Origin of the sequence: Variovorax sp. HJSM1_2 (genome assembly GCF_049316285.1) — a bacterium.
Lineage (GTDB): Bacteria > Pseudomonadota > Gammaproteobacteria > Burkholderiales > Burkholderiaceae_C > Rhodoferax_B.
The window spans coordinates 40,041-57,855 of the sequence record NZ_JBMOXA010000022.1; the positions used below are offsets into that span (position 1 = coordinate 40,041).

Consider the following 17,815-nt stretch of genomic DNA (forward strand, 5'->3'; position numbering starts at 1 on the left):
GCAAAAGTAGTGCCACCTCGCCGCATGATGCCACGGTGCTCAGAACCCCGGCTCAACTCTTTTGCGCTATCACTAGGTTGTCGACGAAGTCTTTGATCGCTTGCTGCGCCTTGGGCTCAATAGAGGTGAACTCCACCGGGCATTTGTAGACGCCATTGGATTCGGTGCAGCGCAGCACCTTGGCGTAGATTTCGGTCAACTCGCGGCCCATGAGCGACAGTGCCAGGCTGATCTTGATGTCGCTGAACGGCTCCAGCGGCACCGGGCTCAGCACAAACATGCCGCCGTAGCTGATGTCCACCACTTCGCCCAGGTGTTCGGTGGGCAGCACCGATTTTCCTTCGAGCACATGAAAGGCCAGCGGCATGTTCACCTCAACCCGCGGGCTGTTGCGAATCTCGCGTTTCGGTGCCACCAGCGGCGGCGTGTGCAGCGGCAGCGCCAGCAGTTCGTACATCCTGACCGAAGCCTTCTTGCCTTTGACGTTGACTTCGTTGATGGCGCCGATCTCTATGAACGAAGCCGCCTGTTGGTAGATGCTTTCGCTGAGCAGGATCTGTCCGCGCAGGCTATGGGCCTCGACGCGCGAGGTCAGGTTCACCTGGTCACCTATCACCGTGTATTCGCGGTGCAGGCGCGAACCCAGGTGCACGGCCACCACTTCACCGGTGTTCAAGCCAATGCCCATGTGCAGCGGCGACATGCCGAACTCGGCGTTGACCTGGTTGATGCGCTCCATGGCCATCTGCATTTCAATCGCGCAGGCCAGTGCGGCTTCTACGTCGTTGGCCAGCGGCGCGGGCACGCCAAACAAGGCCATGATGGCGTCGCCCATGAACTTGTCTATGGTGCCACCGTGGCGCACGATGATTTCGGTCATCTCGGCCAGGTAACGGTTGAGTGCGTTGACCATCTCCAGGGCCGAAAACCGCTCGGCGATGGCCGTGAAACCGCGCAAGTCTGACAACAGGATGGTGACGCGCCGGTTTTCAATCGGCGGCGCATCCTCGGGCGCGGCGGCCTCCACGGCTTTGTCCACCGCCGCGCGGATCTGGCCCGGCGCCATGCGCGTGGCACCGGGCTGAAGCTGGCTCTCCAGCAGATGCAGCAAATGGTCGGTGAGCTGTTGTCGGTCAACGTATTTCATGAAGCAATCAAGTCAGGCGCGCGCAAACAATGAGTTACAAGAATAGCAGAGCGCACAACTTTGGCGATCCCCTGTGCAGCAACAGTGTTTTTGTGCACCGTGTGCGGGCGTAATCATTCCGGCGGGCTGCGCCAGACCGCCAGCAGGGCCTTGCCTTTTTGCCACAAACTGGTGCGTTCATCTGACAACACATCCAAAAAGTCCGACAGGCGTTTGGACTTCATCATGGTGTAGATGGTCAGCACCGTGGTCAGGGTGAAGGTGATGGCAAACACCACCAGCTTGCGGGTCATGGACTCTTCGGCCTCGGCCAGCAGGTTCATGCCCAGAAAGCCGGTGGTCACGGTGCCCACCAGGCCGAAGATGGTGACCACCGTCAGGCGCACCACGGTATTGGCCTGGCGGCGCAGGCTGTCGGCCTCGAGGTAGGAGTTCATCTCGGCGATGCGCTCCTTCACCTCGTCATACAGCGGGTCCACACCCAGGTGGCCGGTACTCATTTTGAACAAGGCGCGTACATGGGCTTGCTCTGACACCTCGTGAAACCAGTAGCGGTGGGTGAAGCGCAGGAAGCTGGCAAAACAGTCGCGTATGGTGCGCTTGAAACGGCGGATGCTCACAGGGTCGGTGATGTTCAGGTTCTTCAGCGCTTCGGCCAGCCGGTCGGAGAACATCAACAATGCGGCCTTCTGGAAGTGTGCGATCAGGAACACCAGAAAGTGCTGATGCCGGAACTGCGCCAGCACACCCCGGTCGCGGCAACTGAAGAACTGGCTGCGCGCATCTCCCACCACCACCAGCGAATGGCCGCTGGCCAGGTAACGCGTGCGCGGAGCGGCGCCGCCATCGGTCCAGAAACGGTCGTAACAGTACTGCTGCTCGAAGCTCTGCAGATGGCTGTCGGCATAGGGTGCGCACGGCGAATCGGCGTTGTTGTGGTCGTCAAAGTTGCCGCTCTCCGTGCGCGAGGGTTCGGCCGCCATGCCCGTGACCAGGCCCAGGCGGACGAAGTCGTTGCGCGTGAGTTTGCGCGGATCGTCCATGGCCAGAAAACCCATCACCGGCATGCGGTAGTACTCGATCTGGCGGTAGCGCAGCGTGCCTTCTTGCTCCGAATGGTCGCTGACCAGCGGGTTCAGCAACCAGGCCCAGTGGGCCGATATACGCGGCGCGCGGTGGGTGCTGACAAACGACATGAAGGCCTCGCGATTTTGCGCGTCCGATTTGGCGAGCACACGGCCATCGGCCGCCAGCCACTCGGTGCTGGCCAGGCAGTGCAGCGCGTGTCCTTCAGGGTCCCAGCCAGCGGGGTAGCCACGGCCGAAGCGGTGCAGCAGGTCTTGCGCCTGGTCTAGCGACAAGTGGTCTACGCTGACCTCCACGTTGAGCAGCACCAGGTCGAGGTCGAGAAAGAAATAAAGGTCCACATGCACGATGTCCAGCAGCAGTGGCGCCGCGCCTATGCGTGTGACCGCGCGCACCTGGGCCACATCGTGGCGGCGGAAGACGCGCATGGGCGAACCACGTGCGCTGTGGTCCTGGCTGCCCGTTTGCCCGGGGGCGCGGCGCCCCTCGCCAAACAGAAAGCGCTGTACATAGGGAAGAAAGGTGACGAATTCGTTGTAGTGCCGCTCGTGGAAGGCCGAGGCGCTGCCGTTGTATTCGTCGACCACTTCCTGCCACGGTGAGCGGTCGCCCATGGCGGCCAGCAGTTCCCAGGGTTTGGCGTGCCGGCCTTCGGAGCCACGCACCGGCATGAGCCGCAGCGGCCAGAGCAGGATCTGGCGTAAATGGTTGACCTGTGGTGCCGCCGTGGAGGCTTGGTCTTGTGACATCGTGCGGGGCCGGGAGTCTGCGTAAAAGCCAGTGTAGATGAAGCCGGCGCCGTGTGCATGGGCTTTGCAGGGGCGCCACAAGCCAGGCGGAAAAAGGTCTTCTCTTGCGCTGCGAGGTCTGCGCTGATCGCGGTCACCAGCGCAAACCACGTGTCCTGTGCCGGGTGCCGGACGCTGTGGATTCCGGCCTTGTCCGGCGTCTTGTACCGTCAGCGCAAACGCAGGAGATTGGCCAGCACAATTTCACGCCACACCCGGATCGGGCTGACCCATTGTTCCGGGTCCTGGTATTGGCCCGAGAAGGTGACGGCGACGAGGTGGGCATCGGGCAGCAGCCACAGCCTTTGGCCGCCCAGGCCTATCCCCGCAACCCAGGACGGCGTGCCCGGCAAGGCTGGCACGCGGGCATTGGCGCCGCTGTACCAAAGCCGGCCGTAACGCAGGCCGTCGCCCGTGGCGATCACGGGTTTGAAGGACTCCGTGATCCACTCGGCCGGCACAAGCTGCTGGTCGTTGTAGCGGCCCTTGTCGAGCAGCATGCGGCCTATCTTCAAAAGGTCACGAGCGCGCAGGCGCAAGCCCGAGGCGGCCGATGCCACGCCGTCGCGGCCCGCAGCCCATTCAAACCTGGTGATGCCCAGCGGGCCAAACAAGGCCTCGCGCGCGAACTCGGGCAGGGTTTTGCCACTGCCGCGTGTAATCAGTGCGCCTATCAAGGCCACGTTGCCGCCCGAGTAAATCCAGCGTGTGCCGGGCTCGGCGATGACCGGCCGGTCTAGCGCATAGCGGTAACGGTCGGGCGCGTTCTCCATGGCGATTTCGCTGTTCTCGGCGCTGTTGTAGAGGGCTTGCTGGCCTTGCTCCTTCCACTCCAGGCCCAGGGTCATGTTCAGTGCGTGGCGCACCGTGAGACGGGCACGCTGCGGGTCGGCGGCCAGGTCGGGGTATTCGGGGAACTGCGCCAGCAGCGGCGCGTCTATGGGCGGCACCAGGCGGCGTTCCAGCGCAATGCCGTACAGAATGCCGACTATGCTTTTGGTGACGGAGCGTACGTCGTGCAGTGTGTCTTCGCCAAACGTGACCTCACCCAAGGGGCGCCCCCAGGCTTGGTCCACACCCTTGCCGTAGTACTCCAGCACCAGCGCGCTGTGGCGCGACACCAGCACCGCATGCAGGTCGCGCAGCAGGCCGGACTGTAATCCCGCAGAGAAACGTGTCTCCAGATCGGCCGCAAAGCCGGCATCGGCAGCGGCGGTGGTCAACCAATCGCAGGCGGTTTTGCAGTTGTTGGTGATGGCGGGTGCAGCTTCGGCGCCGGTGGCGTGAGCGGCCGGCATGGCCAGACCGGCGACGGCGCTGCCCAGAAAGCTGCGGCGTTGCATCAGTCCTCCAGCAAACGTACACGCACGCTGCGGCCTTTCACGCGACCGGTGGCAAGCTTGTGTTCGGCTTGTTTGGCGATACGCCGGTCCACGGCGACGTAGGTCGAGAATTCGTTGACGTTGATCTTGCCCACTTGTTCGCGGGTGAAGCCGGCGTCGCCGGTCAATGCGCCCAGCACATCGCCGGCGCGTATCTTCTCCTTGCGGCCGCCGACGATTTGCAGTGTGGCCATCGGTGGCACCAAGGGTTCATCGCTGGCGGGCGTCAAGGTGTCGAGCTTGTGCCACTCGGATTCGCGGCCCTGCAGTTGCTCGATGCGGCCGACAAAGCCCATTTCGGGCAGGCTGGCGAGATTCAGCGCCAGACCTTCCTTGTCACCCCGGCCAGTGCGGCCGATGCGGTGAATGTGCACTTCGGAGTCAGGCGTCACGTCGACGTTGATCACCGCTTCCAGGTCCGAAATGTCCAGCCCGCGCGCGGCCACGTCGGTGGCTACCATCACCGAGCAACTGCGGTTGGCAAAACGCACCAGCACCTGGTCGCGCTCGCGTTGATCGAGTTCGCCGTACAGCGCCAGCGCGCTGAAACCTTCGGCGGTCAGCACTTCGGCCAGATCGCGGCATTGCTGTTTGGTATTGCAGAAAGCGATGGTGCTGGTGGGGCGGTAGTGGTTCAGCAGCAGGCCCACGGCGTGCAGGCGGTTGTTGTCGGTCACCTCATACCAGCGCTGGCGAATCTTGTGTTCTTCGTGTTGCGACTGCACGGTGATCTGCTGTGGCGTGCGCATGAACTGCTGGCTGATCTTCGCAATGCCTTCGGGGTAGGTAGCCGAGAACAGCAGCGTCTGGCGCTCGGCCGGGCACTGGCGTGCCACGGTGGCGATGTCGTCGAAGAAGCCCATGTCCAGCATGCGGTCGGCTTCATCGAGCACCAGGGTGTTGAGCGCGCTCAGGTCGAGGTAACCGCGCTCCAGATGGTCCATGATGCGCCCGGGTGTGCCCACCACGATGTGGGCGCCGTGCTCCAGGCTGGCGATCTGGCCACGCATGGCCACACCGCCGCAGAGTGTGACGACCTTGATGTTGTCCGCAGCACGCGCCAGGCGGCGGATTTCGGTGGTCACCTGGTCGGCGAGTTCACGCGTGGGGCACAGCACCATGCTTTGCACGGCAAAGCGGCGTGGATTCAGGTTGGCCAGCAGCGCCAGGCCAAAGGCGGCGGTTTTGCCGCTGCCGGTTTTGGCCTGGGCGATCAAATCTTTGCCCAGCAGGGCCGGCGGCAGGCTGGCGGCCTGTATAGGCGTCATCTGCAAGTAACCCAGCTGCGTCAGGTTGGCCAGGGTTTCGGGACTCAGCGGCAGGCTGGCGAAACTGGTGGCCGAATCTGGCGCGGTGGGCTTTGGGGTGGGGGTATTCATCGGCCGATTATCCCAGGCGGGGCTTTTCAGCGCATCCGTAAGGGCGCATGCTGCGCCCTGGCGTGCTCACCCACTGTCATGGTTTTGACATGGTGCCGCCATAAAAATCGTCTGTTTCAACATCCACAACGAGGGACTGCAACATGATCAAAAGCTTTTCGCTGGCGCTGGTCGCAACTGCCGTGCTGGCCGCTTGCGCCACCGGTCCGAGCAGCCCGCGCTACAACACCCTGGACGGCAGCCGTCCGCTGGTGATTGGCCACCGTGGCCTGGCCGGCTACATGCCCGACCACACGCTGGAAGGCTACGCCCGTGCGATTGCCCTGGGCGCCGATTTCATTGAGCCCGACGTGGTGGCCACCAAGGACGGCGAGCTCATCGCCCGCCACGAACCCAACATCACCGCCACGACGGATGTGGCCACACGCGCCGAATTCGCCAGCCGCAAAACCACACGTGTGGTCGACGGCGTGAGCGAAACCGGCTGGTTTGCCTCTGACTTCACGCTGGCCGAGATCAAGACCATGCGCGCCATCCAGCCGCTGCCCGAGCGCAGCAAGGAGTTCGACGGCAAGTTCAGCGTGCCCACCCTCAAGGAAGTGCTGGACCTGGCCAAAACCGAGGGCGCCAAGGCCGGCCGCACGGTGGGTGTGTACATCGAAACCAAACACCCCACGTACCACGACAAACTGGGCTTGAAGCTGGAAGACCGCCTGCTCGCCATGCTGGCCGGTTATGGCTACACCGAGAAAACCTCGCCGGTCTTTTTGCAGTCGTTCGAGGTCAGCAACCTCAAATACCTGCGCACCAAAACCAAGCTGCGCCTGGTGCAACTGATTGACGGCGACGGCGTGAGCCTGGCCGGCCAGGTGACATTGGCGCCGCCGTTCGACAAGCCTTACGACTTTGCCGTGGCCGGTGACCCACGAACCTTTGCCAGCATGGTGACGGCGGCCGGCCTGGCCGAAATCAAGACCTATGCCGATGGCGTAGGCCCTTGGAAGGCCTACATCGTGGCCTCTAAAGGTGTCGATGCCAACGGTGATGGCAAGCCTGACGACGTGAATGGCGACGGTGTTGTGGATGAGCGCGATCGCACCCTGACCCCTGCCACCAACGTGGTGCGGGACGCGCATGCCGTGGGCCTGGTGGTGCACCCATTTACCTTCCGTAGCGAAGCCAAGCGGCTGACGTCCGACTACAAGGGCGACCCGGCAGCGGAATATCTGCTTTTCTACAAGCTGGGTGTGGATGGCGTGTTCAGCGACTTCACCGATGTGGCGGTGAAGGCACGCGAAAGCCTGTGAGCACAGCGCTGATTGTTTAAATTTGTAAAAGTGCCCGGCGCCCACCCATCCGCGGGCGCCGGATTTCAGAGGGAAGACGACGGCAAGCCGACGAATGGCGGGTGTTGCCCAGGTTTTCCGAGCTTTTCGAGATGTCAGAATTCGCCACAATGGTGTGTGAAGGAGGCGTCCATGGACTTGCAGTACGAATTAAAAGCCGGTAACTATTACCTGTATGACATGGCGACGCCTGCAAGTCCCGCCACCGGCGAGCGCCGTTACCGCCTGTGCACCGCCTTGGTGGCACTGGCTTTTGATGCCAGCACCGGCGAGTTGCACCAACACGGCAGCCCCACCCGTATCCAATCCTGGGCCACCTGTGCCCGCCGCCGCCTGCGCGCCGCTGGCGCGGTAGACATCGCCAACGACATCGTGGTGGTCTCCGGCCCCTTGCCCGTGGATGAACTCAACAAATGCATAGGCATTGCGGGTTATTGCGGCCGTATGTTCAGCCGCTTGGCGACCTTGCCACACGGCAAGCTGCAGGCCGCCAAGCCCGCAGCTTCAGCCACCCGCCACTAAGCAGCTCTGCTTAGAAGTCCACCAGGCTCAGGCCGATCAGGAATACGTTGCGGCGTTTGTTGTAGTCGATCAGGCTGTCGCCATAACCGCTGAAGAACTGCGTGTGCAGGCGTAGCGCGCTGTCGGGGTTGGTGCCGGTGCCCAGGGCCTTGAGCCACTCCAGACGGAACGAGCCGCGTGCGTCGCTGCGCAACGAATGGCGCAGCGTCACGCCCAAGGTGTTGTCACGGTTCGGGTTCCAGAAAGCGGAGAGCTCGGCGCGGCCAATGTAGTCGCTGATGCCGGGGTTGTCGTCGTCCTCGGGGCTTTCCGAGAAGCGGTGCCAGTAGCGCCCGGTGATGCGCACGCGGCTGCTGTTTTCCATGCCGGCCATGATGTATGCGCGGTTCCAGCTGCGTGACAGCGGCTTGCTTTGCCCGTTCGACTGGTGCACCAGCCCCAGGCCGGTGTAGCGCAGTTTCATGCTGCCAAACAGATCCAGGGTGGTGGGGTAGACATAGATCGCTTCGGGCTCGTGGTCGGTGGTGCGAAACGGCCGCGACAGCTCGGAGTTGAACACCTGCCAGTTCGACTGCTGCGAGTAGGCAAACCACAGCGAGTCGCGCTTGGCCGCATCGTCGCTGGTGAAGATGCTCTGCGCCATCTTCGTGCGCACTGAGAGCTGGATACGCGCTTCGGCGCGCTGGTAGTCGGTGGCCGTGGTGGCGTTGCGGTCAGGGGTTTCAGATGTTGGCTGGGTGTTCACCCCATCGGCCATGGACAGCGATACGTTGAGTGGACGGAAGCCGCGTATGCCGTAGACGCCGCAGTCGGTGCTCGACTCAAGCTCCCAGAAACGTGACAAATCCGAGTAGTCCATGTTGCGGCAACCCGTGAGGCCGCTGCCGGCGCCGATGATGCGTGTGGCGGGCAGGGCGGTGTCCACCGGCGGTGTTTCCTTGGGCGTGGCCGAGGCCAATGCCGCTGCGCTGACGGCTGGCACCACGGGCGCGGGTGTACCAGGGGCTGGCGCGGCTGCGGTGGCCCGGGGAAGGGTGACCGCGGCGGCGGCCTTTTGCTGCTCCTTGGCCCAGAGGTCGAAACAGGCCAGACGCGCAGTGTTGTCGCTGGTCATGTTGGTGCAGATTTCCCAGGGCGCCTGGGTGGCAGAACTGGAGGTTTGCGCCGCCGCCGGTGTGGCGCAGACCAGCCAGGCGGAGCCGCAGGCCAAACCCGCCAGGCTGGTCAAGCCAGCCAACCGGGGCCGCTTGGCTACCACCCCGGCTGCTTGCGCAGGACGAAGGCGCGCGCGCTGTTGCTGTCGTTTTCTTGGGTCCATGTTCCCGTGATTTCCTTGCCGCAAGAGTTGGGCTCAACCTGGCCCAGCCAGGTGGCGTTGATGCGTTGGCCGTCGAGTGACTCTTCCAGGGTGAAGTCCCCGTGGTCGACGTCGCCGGCGATGTGTGCGCGGATGCCCGCTCGCTCCAGTGTGCCTGAGACACTGCCGGCGAATTCCGGATGCTTGGTAAAGAGTATGCGTATTTGTTCCGGCTGACCCTGGATCTGGCCGGTCCAGCTGCCAAACAGATGCTGTGGAAGAATGTCTTCGGGCGCGGGGCAGGCCGGCGCGGTTTGGCTCCAGGCGTAGGGTGTGGCCGCCATCAGCAGCAGCATACAGCCGTGCCGCAAGCCACGTCCCGTCATGCGGCGTTGGCCGCAGCGGCGGCCTGTGCAGCGGCAGTGTCCTGTGCACGCTTGGCAAATTCGGCGCGCAGAGCCTTGAGTTTTTCGCGCGGATCTTCTTTCGCCGTATGGGCGTCCAGGGCCATCTCGGCAATGAAGCGGCTGGGTTGCGCGGCCACCATCTCGCGGCCTTTTTTCTTGCGTTTGGTCCAGCTCACGCCCAGGCTGCGCTGCGCGCGGGTGATGCCCACGTACATCAGGCGGCGTTCTTCCTGCAAGCGCTGGGTGGTCTCCTCGCTCACGACTTTTTGGCGGCCATCGTCATCGTCGAGCTTGAACGGCAGCATGCCTTCGGTGACGCCGGCCAGAATCACGTGTGGCCATTCCAGCCCCTTGGAGGCGTGCAGCGTGGAGAGTGTGATCACGTCCTGGTCTTTTTCGCGCTCGCTGATGGTGGAGAGCAGCGAAATGGTTTGCGCCACTTCCATCAGGGTCTTGGTCTCGGCGATGGTCGATACCCCGGCCGCGTCGTCGATCTGCCCGCCGCAGCGGGCGCTCATCCAGTCGCAGAAGTCCATCACGTTGGACCAGCGCGAGGCCGCCACCTTTTCGCTTTCTTCGCTCTCGTAGATGTGTTTTTCGTAGTCGATCTCTTTGAGCCACTCGGTCATGAAGGCGCGTGCATCTTCGGCCCCTACGGTCTGGCGTGCACGGTATTCCAGGTCGTTCATGTAGCGGCCAAACTCGTGCAGGCTCTCGAGCGCCCGTTTGGGCACCACGCTGGCCAGCGAGGAACTGAACAGCGCTTCAAACATGCTCAGTTTGTATTGGCTGGCGAAGTTGCCCAAGGCGCCGAGTGTGGTGTGGCCTATGCCGCGTTTCGGTGTGGTGATGGCGCGCAGAAAAGCCGGGTCGTCGTTGTTGTTCACCCATAGGCGAAACCACGAACACAGGTCTTTGATTTCGGCGCGGTCAAAGAAGCTTTGGCCGCCCGAAACCTTGTAGGGCAGGGCGGCTTTGCGCAGTGCCTTTTCAAACGGCTTGGCCTGGTGGTTGGCGCGGTACAGGATGGCGAAGTGGCGAAACTCCTTCCACTGCGAGGTGGCGCGCAGGCTTTGGATGCGGGCCACGGCGCGCTCGGCTTCGTTTTCTTCGCTTTCGGCATCGATCACACGCACCGGCTCGCCTTCGCCCAGCTCGCTGAAAAGGGTCTTGGGGAACAGCTTGGGATTGGGGCCGATGACGTTGTTGGCGGCGCGCAGGATGGCGCTGGTGGAGCGGTAGTTCTGCTCCAGCTTGATCACCTTGAGCTGCGGGAAATCGATCGGCAGCTTGCGCAGGTTGTCCAGCGTGGCGCCGCGCCAGCCGTAGATGGATTGGTCGTCGTCGCCCACGGCGGTGAAGTGGGCACGCGAGCCCACCAGGTGCTTGAGCACTTCGTATTGCGTGGCGTTGGTGTCCTGGTATTCATCGACCAGCACGTGGCCCAGCATGTTCTGCCATTTGGTGCGCACCTCTTCATAGTCGCGCAGCAGGCGCAGCGGCAGGCTGATGAGGTCGTCGAAGTCGACACTCTGGTAGGCCTTCAAGCGCTCTTCGTAATGCCCCATGATGGTGGCGGTGATGCGCTCGTTGTCGTCCACCGCCTGGGCCATGGCCTGCTCGGCGCTCAGCCCCATGTTCTTCCACTTGCTGATGGTCCACTGGTAGGTGCGTGCGGTGGCGATGTCTATGGTGCCGCCGGCTTCCTTGATGATGCCGGTCACGTCGTCGGCATCCAGAATGCTGAACTGGGGCTTCAAGCCCAGCACCGCGCCGTCTTCGCGCATCATGCGCACGCCCAGCGCATGGAAGGTACATACCGCCACGTCCTTGGCCGGGCGGCCTATCAGGTGTTTGGCACGCTCGCGCATTTCGGCGGCGGCCTTGTTGGTGAAGGTGATGGCGGCGATGCGGCGTGGCTCCAGGCCGGCCTGGATCAAACGGCCGATCTTGTGTGTGATCACCCGTGTCTTGCCCGAGCCGGCACCGGCGAGAACGAGGCAAGGGCCGTGCATGTAATTCACGGCTTCCTGCTGGGCAATATTCATTCCGGCGGACATGGCAACCTATCAATTTTCACAAAACGGTCGATCATACAGAGTCACCTTTTCGCCATTCGGTTTGGCCGAAGCCATGTGGCCAGATAGGCCTTCTGCGCTTACCAATTAAGCGCAGACTGCTATGGAATTGAATTGTTCAAGCGGCGGACATGGCCTGTTGTGCCATGGCGGCGCTGCGTTGCAGCTCGCGCGCCATGGCCACGGCCAGCGTCAGGCGGCGCAGCAGCCAGGGTGTGAGGTCTTCCGAGACCAGGTGGTCGGGCACCTGTTGATAGGGTTGCCCCGCGACCTGAGGCTGGTCTGCGGGCGGCGGCGCGACAGCCACGCTCTGGGATGCTGGCGTGGTGGGCCCGGCCGGTGTGTGCCCGGCCGGGCCGCCCTCGGGCAGGCTGCCGCCAAGCGCCTGTGTGATCTGTTGTTCAGCCAGCGCCAATGCAGGCATGGCCAGCGCCATGTTGAGCTGGCTGCGGCGCAGCGTCAGCAGCGACTTCACGGCCGTGAGCTGGGCCAGCAATTGGTAGCTGCGGGCCTGAAGGGATTCCAGCGGCACCAGTGGCGGGCGCACTTGGCGCGGCTCGGCCAGGCTGCGTTGTGTGGCCAGGGTCAGGGCCGAGAGGCTGTCGTAGGCCTCTTTGCGCGCCAGTCGCCAGGCCAGGTCGGTGGTGTGCAGCACCTTTTGTGGCGTGCCATCGGGTTCGGCCAGTTTCAGCGAGCCTTTGGCATGTTGCAGTTGCGCGCGCACGCTGCGCTGCACCAGCCCGGGCAACTGGCCGCGCTCCCAGGTGGGCAATACATAACTGAACAACCAGGCCAGCAGCGCGCCCAGCAAGGTGTCGCCTAGGCGCTCTGCAATGGCAAAAGTCGGGGCTGCGCCGACCAACAGCAAATGGGCCTGCAACAGCCCGGCCAGGGTGCCGAAGATGGAAGTGAACAGGTAACGCCGCAGCGCAAAGGCGTGCGCCAACCCCATGCCCAGGGCCACCACCACAAACAGCAGCGCTGCCTCCGGGTGCAGCGACAGCAATCCCATCACCAGCATGCAGCCTATGAGGGTGCCCAGCACGCGGTCGTTGCGCCGCTGCATGGTCTGCGCCAGGTTGCCGCGCATCACCACCAGGATGGTGGTCAAGATCCAGTACTTGTGTGCCGCCCAGGGCAGGTGCAACGACACCCAGTACCCCACGCCCACGGCCAGGGTCGCGCGCAGCGCATAACGCAGCACCGGGGCCTGCCAGGCCAGTTGCTTGAGCAGCGGGGCCAGCGCCCAGCGTGTGGGGCTCACGAACAACTGCCACTGGGTGCGCACGGCGGCGAGTTCCGCCTGTTCGTCGCCACGCGCCAGCGCGGCCATACGCACGGCTTCGTCGTTGATGTGGCCCACGCGGTCGGCGATGTTGTGCAGCAGCGCGGCGTCGTCCGGCTCGCCCAGGTGCACAGGTGGTGGCACCAGCGGCGGGCGCCGGTCTGGCCGCGCGGGCAAGGCGCCCACCAGCAGTGCGCGCTGGTTGGCAATCGGCGCAATCGCCTGGGGTGGGCGGCCCAGCAGCAGGGACATGCTCAGCCGCTCCAACTGGGTGGCGGTGGTGTTGAGCACTTGTTGCAGGGTTGGCAAAGCCTGGGTATCGCCGGCCTGAAGTTGCAGGGTGTCGAGGTCGAGGTCGCAGGCCAGCAAGTGGTCGCGCGCCTCCAGCACACTCAGCAGCAAACCGGCCAGGCAGGTGCGCCGTGCATTCGTTGGCGATTCGAGCACCACGTCGCGTGTGTCTTGCAGCCGGTCGGCCAGCGCGGCTTGTTGCTCCAGCATGGTGGCCAGCAAGGCCTGGGCATCGGCTTCGGGGGCGAAGCGCTCCGATTGTGTGCGCAGCAGCTGCGCCAGCAGGTGCATACATTCGGCCAGCATCTGGGTGCGGTAGCGCGCGTTCAGCAGGTGGGTGGTCAACACGGCCCACAGCAGATACAGCAGGGCGCCCAGACAGAACCAGGCCACGTGCACCAACACCGCTGCAAATGTCGGCGGTGGTGGTGCTGCCATGGAGAACAGCATGGAAAATAGCAGCGAGAACGTGATGGGGCCGCCGCGTTTGCCCCAGGCCATCATCATCACGGCGCCAAACGTGCCGGCCACCAGCAGCAAGCCGAGCAGGGCGTCGTCCGTGCGCAGCAGCTGCGTGAGCATGAACAGCGGTACGCCCAGCAGCGGCGCAGGCAGCATCTGCATGATTTTGCGGCGCCGCGGCGCGGCTACGTCGGGCAGGCTGGTGATCATCACGCCCACGGCGGCACTGGCGGCGCCGGCCACACCGGCGACGGCAAACACCAGCAACATGATCAACACCAGGCCGACGGTGACCGACAGGCCGTTGGTGACGTAGTGGCTCAAGGCCACGCGCAGCCACTGGTCGCCGGTGGCGAGCAGGCGCTGGCTCCAGGCGCGCCGTGTTGCCGGACCGGGTGGCGCTGCAGGGGTGGGCAAAGCACTCATTGCAGGCAATTTAGCAGACTGGCGCGTGGCGGCGGTGCACGGCTCGACTGCCCCAACAAAAACGCCCAACGCTCCAGTCAAGAGTGTTGGGCGTTGGGCGCGCTGGCCAGTGGCGCGGCTCAGCGGGACGGCAAGGCCAGCCGGTGATGTGTGGACGGCGGCGCCAGCGACGCCACCCTGGCCGTTGTTGCAGACTCGTCACCCAGCTGGAACACACGGATCACCTCCGCCAGTTTCACCGCCTGCTCTTGCAGGCTGGACGCGGCAGCGGCGCTTTGCTCCACCAGCGCAGCGTTTTGCTGGGTCATCTGGTCGAGTTGGCTGACCGAGGTGTTGACGTTGCCAATGCCATCGGACTGCTCGCTGGCGGCCATGGTGATGTCGCCAATCATGTTGTTGACGTTGTGTACCGCGCTGACGATGTCCTGCATGGTGCTGCCGGTGCGCTGCACCAGCTCCGAACCGGCCGTGACCTGGCCCACCGAGGTGTCGATCAAGGCCTTGATCTCCTTGGCGGCCTGGGCCGAGCGTTGCGCCAGGCTGCGCACTTCGGAGGCGACCACGGCAAAACCGCGGCCTTGTTCGCCAGCGCGCGCGGCTTCGACCGCGGCGTTCAGCGCCAGGATATTGGTCTGGAAGGCAATGCTGTCGATCACGCCGGTGATGTCGGCGATTTGGCGCGAGCTTTGGTTGATGGCGTTCATGGTGGAGACCACCTGACCTATCATGCTGCCGCCGCGTCCGGCCACCTCGCTGGCCGAGCCCGCGAGGTGGTTGGCCTGCTGCGCCGATTCGGCGGATTGTTTGACGGTTGCGGTCAGCAGTTCCAGGCTTTGCGCGGTGTCTTGCAGGTTGTTGGCGGTTTGTTCGGTGCGCTGGCTCAGGTCGTGGTTGCCGGTGGCAATTTCGCGGCTGGCGGTGGCGATGCTGTGGGTACTGCTGCGCACCTGCGTCACCAGCCGATGCAGGCCCGATTGCATGCGTTCTATGCTGCGCAACAGCTGGCCGATCTCGTCGCCACGGCGGGTGTCGAGTTTGGAGCTGAGGTCGCCTTCGGCAATACGTTCGGCCACCTCAATGGCCTCGGCCAGCGGCCGGGTGACCGAGCGCGGCAGCACGATGGCGCAGACCAGGCTGACCAGAATGGCTAGCAGGCCAATGGTCCACAGCAGCACGGTGGCCGAAGCTTGCTGCGCTTGCGCACTTTGGAACTGGGTTTCGTTGCGCGTGGTCTTCAGCGTCACCAGCGCTTGCACGTGGCTGCGCCATTCGCGCAGGCTGGGGCGGATGGTGCTGGTGATCATGTTGGCGGCTTCTGGTGTGGCGCCATCAAGGCCTAGGTCGGCGGCTTCCATGATGGCGGGCTGTATCTTGGTGCGCACGGCCTTCATGGCGGCGAAGATGCGGTCTTCATCTGCCGTGCGGCCTTCGGCGCTGGAGAGCGCACGCTCCACCTCGTCGTAGTGCGCGAAGCTGCTTTTCAGGCTGGCCATTTCTTCGTCCAGATCTTTGTTGATCTGCAGCAGGGCCATGTCGCGGATCGACTGGCCAATGCTGTTCACGTCTTGCATCAAGGTTTGCGCTTGCAGCATCTGGCGGTTGTTCACCTCCACCACTTCTTGAAGGGTGGATTGCATGGCGCGCAGTTGCCAGGCGGCGACCAGCACAACGGCCAGCAGTAGCAGACAGACGAGGCCGAAGCCGCCGCCGAGCTTGCGGCCCAGGGTCAGGGAGGTAGTTGTTTTCATCGTGTGCTCACGCAAGATCGGGGCCCGTTCAAGCAAAGCTTAATCGCGAGTGAGAGCCGGAAAGTGACCGGCTTGGTCGGCTTGACCCACCGGGCCAAGCTTGAAGAACTTGATGACTTCAGCCAGGCGTGCAGCCTGGTCTTGCAGGCTGGCCGCAGCGGCGGCGCTTTCTTCCACCAGTGCGGCGTTCTGCTGCGTCATCTGGTCGAGTGTGTTGACGGCGTGGTTGACGTTGCCAATGCCGTCAGACTGTTCGCTGGCGGCCATGGTGATGTCGCCAATCATGCTGTTGACGTTTTGCACCGCGCTGACGATGTCCTGCATGGTGCTGCCGGTGCGCTGCACCAGCTCCGAGCCGGCCGTGACCTGGCCCACCGAGGTGTCGATCAAGGCCTTGATCTCCTTGGCGGCCTGGGCCGAACGCTGCGCCAGGCTGCGCACTTCGGAGGCGACCACGGCAAAACCGCGACCCTGCTCGCCAGCGCGCGCGGCTTCGACCGCGGCGTTCAGGGCCAGGATATTGGTCTGGAAGGCAATGCCGTCGATCACGCTGGTGATGTCGGCGATCTGGCGCGAACTCTGGTTGATGCCATTCATGGTGTTGACCACGTCGCTGATCATGCTGCCGCCGCGTGCCGCCACCTCGCTGGCCGAGCCTGCGAGACGGTTGGCCTGCTGGGCCGATTCGGCCGACTGCTTTACCGTAGCGGTGAGTTCTTCCATGCTTTGTGCGGTGGTCTGCAGGTTGCTGGCGGTTTGTTCGGTGCGCAGGCTCAGGTCATGGTTGCCGGTGGCGATTTCCTGGCTGGCGGTGGAGACGCTGTCTACCGCCAGGCGCACCTGCTGCAGCATTTGCAGGTAACGCTGGCGCATGCCTTCGACTTCGTTGACCAAGGTGCCCAACTCGTCGCGCTGGGTGGTTTTAAAGGCCTGGGTCAGGTCGCCGTGGGCCACGGTGGTCAGCGCGCGGGTGAGGGCCTGCAGCGGCGTGCTTACCCGTTGGCGCAACACCAGGAACAGGCCCAGGCCCAGCACCACAATCGCGGCGATCAGCACGGCCCAAACCACACGCATGGTGCTGGCGTGTTCGGCCATGGCTTCGCCATCGGACACCTCGGCCACAACCAGCCAACCCGTGGCCTTGCTCTTGCGCACCACGGCCCAGGCGTCGTTCATGTTGCCACCCAGCATGTCGGCGGCTGGCGCGATGGGGTTGGCGGGCGCTGCGGCCAGAGCGGTGAGCAGCGCGCTGGAATCGGGCACCACTTCGCTGAACTTTTTGCCTGCAGCGCTGGGGTGGATCACAAACACCGCATCGGCAGGGTTGCTGCGTGGGTCTACCACGGTCACGCCGCCACGGGCAAACAGCTTGGTCTCCAGCACCTGGGCCTTGAGCGAATCTTCAAACAGTGAAATGTCGCTGCCGACAAACAGGATGGCGATGACTTTTCCCGCCGCGTTTTTCACCGGCTCGTAATGCGTCATATAGGGTTTGCCAAACAGCACCGCGCGGCCGGTAAAGGCCTGGCCGTTGAGCGCGAGCGGGTAGGCCGGGTGGGCGCGGTCCAGCAGGGTGCCCATGGCGCGTTCGCCGTCTTGTTTCTTCAGCGAGGTGGTGATGCGCATGAAGTCGTCACCCTTGCGCGCAAACACAGTGGCCACACCACCGGTGTCGCGGGTGAACTTGTCGACGATGGTGTAGTCCGAATTCAGCACCACACCGGCGTTGCGCAGTTCGCCGGTGGCCTCGTCCAGGTTCAGCGTGGCGTCGAAGGCGCTGCGAAAAGCACTGTCGGCGCGTTTCACCAGGGCGCGGTTGGTGGCGTCGGTGTTGTCCACCGAGCGCGCCAGGGCGTCGACCTTGTCGGCCACGGTGGCGGCAATTTCCTCGCGCGAGTTGCGCTCCGTGATGTGGCCTATGACCAAGCCCACAATCACAAACACCACGGCAATCAGGCCGGCCGAGATGAGCGCAACCTGGCGTGCGACGGAACGATTGGCTGAAAATGATTGGGTCATAAGTGGAGATCGGTGGAGTTGGAACCACGCGTAGCGGCCAGCAATCGAGGTGATGCAGGGCTTGGGTGGGGCGGTAGACGCAGTGGGGAGCGGCGTGGTGGGGCTAAATTGTAAAGATTTGATTCAAATCAAAGCAAAAAATCAGTATTTGT

Annotated in this window: 12 protein-coding genes; 2 read left to right on the forward strand and 10 right to left on the reverse strand. The window is 63.8% G+C overall.

The genetic code is table 11. The annotated features are described in order from the left end of the window. Positions 1–52 precede the first annotated feature (52 nt). The 4 genes from ACFQ95_RS19995 to dbpA all read right to left on the reverse strand — a co-directional run bounded on the left by ACFQ95_RS19995 (position 53) and on the right by dbpA (position 5,782). Positions 53–1,147: an adenylate/guanylate cyclase domain-containing protein gene (locus tag ACFQ95_RS19995; RefSeq protein ID WP_422833782.1), complete on the reverse strand. Its 1,095-nt coding sequence runs from the start codon at positions 1,145–1,147 to the stop codon at positions 53–55. Positions 1,148–1,260: 113 nt separating this feature from the next. Then, positions 1,261–2,982 (reverse strand): hypothetical protein, encoded by a 1,722-nt coding sequence (locus ACFQ95_RS20000; protein ID WP_422833783.1) that lies wholly within the window; start codon positions 2,980–2,982, stop codon positions 1,261–1,263. Between the two features lie 209 nt (positions 2,983–3,191). Then, the gene (locus ACFQ95_RS20005) at positions 3,192–4,364 is read right to left on the reverse strand and encodes a serine hydrolase domain-containing protein (RefSeq protein WP_422833785.1); all 1,173 of its coding nucleotides are present in this window, start codon (positions 4,362–4,364) and stop codon (positions 3,192–3,194) included. Then, on the reverse strand, positions 4,364–5,782 hold the full coding sequence (dbpA, locus tag ACFQ95_RS20010) for an ATP-dependent RNA helicase DbpA (RefSeq protein WP_422833787.1): 1,419 nt from the start codon (positions 5,780–5,782) through the stop codon (positions 4,364–4,366). The genes ACFQ95_RS20005 and dbpA overlap by 1 nt, the downstream gene beginning before the upstream one ends. 143 nt (positions 5,783–5,925) lie before the next feature. On the opposite strand from dbpA, the gene ACFQ95_RS20015 reads away from it, so the two are divergent. Both ACFQ95_RS20015 and ACFQ95_RS20020 read left to right on the forward strand, forming a co-directional pair. Further along, positions 5,926–7,089, forward strand: coding sequence for a glycerophosphodiester phosphodiesterase (locus tag ACFQ95_RS20015; protein ID WP_422833789.1), 1,164 nt, complete (start codon positions 5,926–5,928; stop codon positions 7,087–7,089). A gap of 171 nt (positions 7,090–7,260) precedes the next feature. After that, positions 7,261–7,650 carry a hypothetical protein gene (locus ACFQ95_RS20020; protein ID WP_422833791.1) on the forward strand — a complete coding sequence of 130 codons (390 nt, stop codon included), beginning with the start codon at positions 7,261–7,263 and terminating at the stop codon, positions 7,648–7,650. A 10-nt stretch (positions 7,651–7,660) separates the two neighbouring features. On the opposite strand, the gene ACFQ95_RS20025 is transcribed toward ACFQ95_RS20020, so the two are convergent. The 6 genes from ACFQ95_RS20025 to ACFQ95_RS20050 all read right to left on the reverse strand — a co-directional run bounded on the left by ACFQ95_RS20025 (position 7,661) and on the right by ACFQ95_RS20050 (position 17,663). After that, positions 7,661–8,887 (reverse strand): phospholipase A, encoded by a 1,227-nt coding sequence (locus ACFQ95_RS20025; RefSeq protein WP_422833793.1) that lies wholly within the window; start codon positions 8,885–8,887, stop codon positions 7,661–7,663. 14 nt (positions 8,888–8,901) lie between these two features. Beyond that, on the reverse strand, positions 8,902–9,333 hold the full coding sequence (locus ACFQ95_RS20030) for a hypothetical protein (RefSeq protein WP_422833795.1): 432 nt from the start codon (positions 9,331–9,333) through the stop codon (positions 8,902–8,904). Then, positions 9,330–11,414 carry an ATP-dependent helicase gene (locus ACFQ95_RS20035; protein WP_422833797.1) on the reverse strand — a complete coding sequence of 695 codons (2,085 nt, stop codon included), beginning with the start codon at positions 11,412–11,414 and terminating at the stop codon, positions 9,330–9,332. The genes ACFQ95_RS20030 and ACFQ95_RS20035 overlap by 4 nt, the downstream gene beginning before the upstream one ends. Before the next feature lie 136 nt (positions 11,415–11,550). Then, on the reverse strand, positions 11,551–13,896 hold the full coding sequence (locus tag ACFQ95_RS20040) for an FUSC family membrane protein (protein ID WP_422833798.1): 2,346 nt from the start codon (positions 13,894–13,896) through the stop codon (positions 11,551–11,553). 119 nt (positions 13,897–14,015) lie between these two features. After that, entirely contained in the window at positions 14,016–15,644 is a 1,629-nt protein-coding gene (locus ACFQ95_RS20045) for a methyl-accepting chemotaxis protein (protein ID WP_422833800.1), read from the reverse strand. 39 nt (positions 15,645–15,683) lie between these two features. Further along, positions 15,684–17,663, reverse strand: a complete 1,980-nt coding sequence (locus ACFQ95_RS20050; protein WP_422833802.1) for a methyl-accepting chemotaxis protein — start codon at positions 17,661–17,663, stop codon at positions 15,684–15,686. Positions 17,664–17,815: the final 152 nt, after the last annotated feature.